The organism is Micromonospora sp. URMC 107 (assembly GCF_051386315.1).
In the GTDB taxonomy this organism is placed as follows: domain Bacteria; phylum Actinomycetota; class Actinomycetes; order Mycobacteriales; family Micromonosporaceae; genus Micromonospora.
In genome coordinates this window covers 1-5,827 of sequence record NZ_JBPQTK010000210.1, presented here as the reverse complement: position 1 = coordinate 5,827, position 5,827 = coordinate 1, and the positions used below count along the sequence as shown (strand labels likewise).

Sequence of the window (5,827 nt, the reverse complement as noted above, 5' to 3'; positions counted from 1 at the left end):
GTCATGGCCGCCTCCCCGGCGTCGCGGCCCCCCCGGACGAGGGCGGCGGGGGCGGCGAAGTTCACCTCTTCCGGGTGAGGCGATCGCGGCCATTGGGGGGAATGGTGGCCGGTGAGGAGGGGTCGCGATGGCGGATGCCACCGAGGATTTCTTCCACGGCCTGGCGCGCCGTGGGCACGACCGCCGGCTGAGGGCGATCGACGAGGGCAGCGTGCGCTTCGACATCAGCCGCGAAGGCCGGACCGACCACTGGCTGGTCTCCATCGACAAGGGCGACATCAGGGTCACCGAGGAGGCGACCGGCGGGGACGCGGTCGTCGAGGCGGACCGGGCGGTGTTCGACCGGATCGCCAGCGGGGAGGCGTACTTCCTGACCACCGTGCTGCGCGGCGAGGCGTCCGTGGCGGGCAGCCCCCGGCTCTTCGCGACGGTCCGGAGGCTGTTCCCGCCGCCGCCCTCGTCCGGGGGGGCCGCGACGCCGGGGAGGCGGCCATGACTGACGACCAGGTGGGCATCCTGGACGGCACGACCTTCATGGTCTGTGACCGGGCCGGCGACATCCTGCCGTCACCCGACACCCCGCTCGGCCTGTTCGCCCACGACACGCGCCTGCTGTCGAAGTGGGTGCTGACCATCGACGGGGAGCGGTTGAGCACCCTCGCCATCGACGACATCCACTACTTCGAGAACCGGTTCTACCTGGTCCCCGGCCACCAGGACGTCTACGTCAACAGCACGCTCTCGGTGCGGCGGGTGCACACGCTCAACGCCGGCCTGCACGAGGAACTGAGCATCATCAACCACGACGGCCGGCCGGTCGACCTGACCCTCAGGGTCGAGGTGGACGCCGACTTCGCGGACGTCTTCGAGGTCAAGGACGCGACGGCGCGCAAGAAGGGCCGGCACTACCGGCGGGTCGAGGACGGACGCCTCGTCCTCGGCTACGAGCGGGAGCGGTTCAGGCGGGAGACCATCGTCTCCGCGACGACGCCGGCCGAGCTGGACGAGGACGGGCTGACGCTCACGGTCCACCTCGAACCGCACAGCACGTGGCGGACCAGACTGACCGCGGAGCCGGACCTGCCGATGCCGAGAGGGCTGGAGCGGCTCGCGATCCCGGGACGGGTCAGCGGCACCCGGGACAAGGAGCGCCGGCTCAAGAACTGGCTGGCGGAGGCGCCCCGGCTGGAGACGGGCTGGGAGCCCCTGCGCGGCGCGTACCGGCGCAGCCTCATCGACCTGGCCGCGCTGCGGTTCAGCCCCTTCCTCGCCGAGGACAGGAGCGTGCCGGCCGCCGGCCTGCCCTGGTTCATGAGCCTGTTCGGCCGGGACAGCATCCTCACCAGCCTCCAGGCGCTGCCGTTCGCGCCCGATCTCGCCGCCACCACGCTCAAGGTGCTGGCGTTCCGGCAGGGCAGCCGGGTCGACGACTTCCGGGAGGAGGAGCCGGGCCGCATCCTGCACGAGATGCGGTACGGGGAGATGAGCGTGTTCGAGGACACGCCGCACACCCCCTACTTCGGCAGCGCCGACGCCACTCCCCTGTTCCTGGTGCTGCTCGACGAGTACGAGCGCTGGACCGGCGACGTGGGGCTCGTCCGCTCGGTGGAACAGGAGGCGCGGGCGGCGATCGACTGGATCGACGACTACGCCGACCTGACGGGCAGCGGCTACATCTCCTACGAGCGGCGCAACACCCGCAACGGCCTGGAGAACCAGTGCTGGAAGGACTCCTGGGACGGCATCTCGTACCAGGACGGGCGGCTGCCCGGCTTCCCCCGGGCGACCTGCGAGCTGCAGGGGTACGCGTACGACGCGAAGATGCGCACGGCCCGGCTGGCCCGGACGATCTGGCACGACCCGGAGTACGCGGACCGGCTGGAGCGGGAGGCCGCCGAGCTCAAACGGCGCTTCAACCGCGACTTCTGGGTCGCCGACGGGGAGTACATGGCCCTCGCGCTCGACGGGGACGGCCGCCAGGTGGACGCCCTGTCGTCCAACATCGGCCACCTGCTGTGGAGCGGCATCGTCGACGAGTCGAAGGCGTCCGCCCTGGTGCGGCACCTGATGTCGCCCGCGCTGTTCAGCGGCTGGGGGGTGCGCACCCTGGCCGAGGGCGCGGGCCGCTACAACCCGATCGGGTACCACGTGGGGACGATCTGGCCGTTCGACAACTCGTTCATCGCCTGGGGCCTGCGCCGTTACGGGTACGCCGACGAGGCGGCCCGGATCGCCGCCGGGATCCTGGACGCGGCGGTCTTCTACGACGGCCGGCTGCCCGAGGCGTTCGCCGGCTACAGCCGGGCCGAGACCAAGTACCCGGTCAACTATCCCACCGCGTGCAGCCCGCAGGCGTGGTCCGCCGGCGCCACCCTGCTGCTGTTGCGCACGATGCTCGGGCTCAACCCGGTCGGCGAAGACCTCGTGATCAGGCCCGCGCTGCCCGCTAGTCTCGACTTCGTGGCGCTGCTCGACATTCCCGGGCGGTGGGGGCGCCTCGACGCGTACGGCAGAGGGCCGGCCGGCGCGGGCGGGCGCGGCCACCAGCCTGCGCCGCAGCAACTCTCCGCCCCGTGACGGGAGGGACGATGCGAGAACTCGACCCGATGCGCACCGCCGTCATCGGCGTCCACTGGCAGCACGACATCGTCAGCCCCGACGGGGTGTTCGGCCCGTTCTTCGCCGAGCAGGTCTCCCGACACCGCGTCGTCTCGTACGCGGCGCAGGTCGCCACGGCGGTGCGCGCCAGTGGCGGCCTCGTCGTCTACACGCGGGTCGCCCACCGGCCCGGCTACCCGGACCTCATCCCCAACACGCCCAGCTTCGCCATGGTCCGGGAGCGGCAGGCTCTCCTCGAAGGCGCGCCGAAGTCCCAGATCATCGACGAGCTCGCGCCCGAGGGCGGCGACGTCGTCATCACCCACGTCCGGCTCACCGGCTTCTTCGGCAGCGAGCTCGACACGGTGCTGCGGGGCAGGGGCGTGGACACCGTTCTGTTCACCGGCGTGGCCACCAACCTCTCCGTCACCGGCACCCTGTTCGAGGCGGTCAACCACGGCTACCGACCGGTGGTCGTCTCCGACGCCTGCACCGCCGCGACCGACGAGACGCACCGGGCGAGCCTGGAGACGTTGGGCCAGCTCGGCGAGGTGGTGACCGCCGCCGAGGTCGTCGACCGCCTGTCCAGGTGAGCGGGGGGCCGTCGACCGTCGCCCGGCGACGGCCCCGAACGGCCGCTCCGGGGCCCGGCTCGGCGGCAGGCCGGGAAGCCCCGAACAACGGCCCGGGCGGCCCCTAGCCCGGCCCGTTTCCATTGACGGCGGCCTGCCGCGCTGGCAGCATCCGGCGCATCATGATCAAGGAAAGCGGTTGGTCAGCGTACCCCGTCCCGGCCCGGTCGCCCGTCGAGGTCGAGCCACGCCAGGCGGACCTCGTCCATGAGGTGATCGCCCGGCATCCCGGCGACGCCCTGGCGCTGGGCACGGACGACGCCCGGGTCACCTACGGGGAGCTGCGCGCCCGGAGCAACCGGCTCGCCCGGCACCTGCGGGCCACCGGGGTAGGCCGGGGCGACCTGGTCGCCGTCCTGCTGCCCCGCGGCGTCGACGGGATCGTCAGCGTGCTGGCGGCGCTCACCGCCGGCGCGGCGTACCTGCCCATCGACGCCGGCTACCCCGCCGCGCGGGTCCGGCACATGCTCGCCGACTCCCGGGCGCGGGTGCTCGTCACCGTACGGTCGCTGGTCCGGGCCGACCTGGTGGCGCCCGGCACGCCGGTCGTCCTGCTCGACGAGGACCAGGCGACGCTCGCCGCGTACCCGGACAGTCCGCCCGCCGTGTCGATCGGCCCGGGCGACCTCGCCTACGTCATCTACACCTCCGGCTCCACCGGCCTGCCGAAGGGGGTCATGGTGGAGCACGGCTCGCTGCGCGGACTGGCCCGGTGGCGGGCCGACGCCGAGCGTCTCGGGCCCGACGACCGCTGCCTGCACCTGTTCTCCCCCGGCTTCGACGCCTCGGTGTGGGACATCTGGGCGCCGCTGGTGGCCGGCGCCAGCCTCTGGCTGCCCGACGACGAGACCCGGGTCGATCCCGACCGGCTGGTGGACTGGCTCGCCGCGCACGCGGTCACCTCGGCGACCATGCCCACCCCGCTCGCCGAGGCCGTGCTGGCCCGGCCGGCGCCGCCCGACTGGGCGCTGCGCATCCTGGGCGCGGGGGGCCAGCAGTTGCTGGCCCGCCCCCGCCCCGACCACACGTTCACCACCGTCAACCTGTACGGGCCCACCGAGGCCACGGTGCTGGCCATGAGCGGGGAGGTGGCGGTCGAGGGCGACGGCCCGCCCGCGCTCGGGCATCCGGCCGCCGGCGCCGCCATCCGGCTGCTCACCGACGACCTGCGTCCGGTGCCCGCCGGCAGCCTCGGCGAGGTGTTCATCAGCGGGCCGGGCGTGGCCCGCGGGTACCACGACCGTCCCGCCCTGACCGCCGAGCGTTTCCCGCCCGACCCGTACGGCCCGCCCGGCAGCCGTCTCTACCGCACCGGCGACCTGGCGCGTCAGCTTCCGGACGGCACCTACCACTTCGCCGGCCGGGTCGACGACCAGGTGAAACTGCACGGTCACCGGATCGAGCTGGGCGAGATCGAAAGCGTGCTGCTGCGTCACCCGGGCGTACGGGCCGCCGCGGTCGGTCTGCACCAGGGTACGGCCGGCCCCCGGCTCGTCGGATACGTCGTGCCCGAGGTCGGCCCGGACGACGCGACGCTGGCCGCGCACGCCGCCCGGTACCTGCCGGCGACCATGGTGCCCGCCGCCTGGGTCCGGCTCGCCGAACTGCCGCTCACCCCGCACGGCAAGCTGGACCGGAACGCGCTGCCCACACCGGCGGAGCAGGTCGGCGAGCCGCCCCGCGACGACCTGGAACGGCAGGTGGCGCAGGTCTGGGCGGAGGTGCTCGGCCGGCCGCCGGGCCGGGACGACAACTTCTTCTCCCTGGGCGGGCACTCGCTGCGGGCCACGATGGTCGCCGTCCGGCTGCGCGACCGGTTCGCGCTGCCGGTGTCGGCGGCGATCGTGTTCGAGGCGCAGACCGTGGCCGCGATGGCCGACCGGCTACGGGCCGAGCTGGCGTCGCTGGCGGACCGGGAGGAGGGCGTCCCGAGCGGACCCGACCCGGCCGTCGCGCCGGGCGGCGACCCTTCGTCGCCGGGTCGGGTGTTGTCGTTCGCGCAGCAACGCCTGTGGTTCCTGCACACCCTCGACCCGAAATCCACCGCCTACAACACCCAGACCGCCTGGCACATCGACGGCGAACTCAACCTCGACCACCTCGACACCGCCATCACCGAGATCGCCCGCCGACACGAAGTCCTCCGCACCACCTTCACCGAACACGACGGCATCCCCGTCCAGATCATCCACCCCCACCCGAACCACCACAGCACCCGCCACGACCTCACCCACATCGACCCCCACCACCACGACCACCACATCCGCGACATCCTGCGCGCCGAACTCGACCAACCCTTCGACCTCACCACCGGCCCACTCCTACGCTGCCGAATCCTCCAACTCTCCGACACCGCACACGTGCTCTGCCTCACCTGGCACCACATCGTCCTCGACGGCTGGTCCGTCGGCCTCTTCCACACCGAACTCAACCACCTCTACACCGACCTCACCCACGGCCGCACCCCCGCACTACCACCCCTGCCCACCCAGTACGCCGACATCGCCCAACGCCAACGCCACCACTGGCAAAGCACCCACGCACAACACCACCTCGACGAACTCGCCACCCGACTCCGCGACGCCCCACCCGTCTGC

General features: G+C 72.9%; 4 protein-coding genes. All 4 read left to right on the top strand.

Annotated features, from left to right (window positions below; genetic code table 11):
- The first annotated feature begins 127 nt into the window (after positions 1-127).
- Complete coding sequence (locus ACSNN9_RS27420) at positions 128-496, top strand: SCP2 sterol-binding domain-containing protein (protein ID WP_436676176.1); 369 nt, start codon at positions 128-130, stop codon at positions 494-496.
- On the top strand, positions 493-2,577 hold the full coding sequence (locus tag ACSNN9_RS27415; RefSeq protein ID WP_436676174.1) for an amylo-alpha-1,6-glucosidase: 2,085 nt from the start codon (positions 493-495) through the stop codon (positions 2,575-2,577). The genes ACSNN9_RS27420 and ACSNN9_RS27415 overlap by 4 nt, the downstream gene beginning before the upstream one ends.
- A gap of 11 nt (positions 2,578-2,588) precedes the next feature.
- Positions 2,589-3,191, top strand: coding sequence for a cysteine hydrolase family protein (locus ACSNN9_RS27410; protein ID WP_436676172.1), 603 nt, complete (start codon positions 2,589-2,591; stop codon positions 3,189-3,191).
- A 161-nt stretch (positions 3,192-3,352) separates the two neighbouring features.
- On the top strand, positions 3,353-5,827 hold a 2,475-nt coding region (locus ACSNN9_RS27405; protein ID WP_436676171.1), incomplete at its 3' end, for an amino acid adenylation domain-containing protein.

Excerpts from the sequence above, each read along its gene's own strand:
- ACSNN9_RS27420 (WP_436676176.1), top strand. The coding sequence starts at position 128 with ATGGCGGATGCCACCGAGGATTTCTTCCACGGCCTGGCGCGCCGTGGG.
- ACSNN9_RS27415 (WP_436676174.1), top strand. The coding sequence starts at position 493 with ATGACTGACGACCAGGTGGGCATCCTGGACGGCACGACCTTCATGGTC.
- ACSNN9_RS27410 (WP_436676172.1), top strand. The coding sequence starts at position 2,589 with ATGCGAGAACTCGACCCGATGCGCACCGCCGTCATCGGCGTCCACTGG.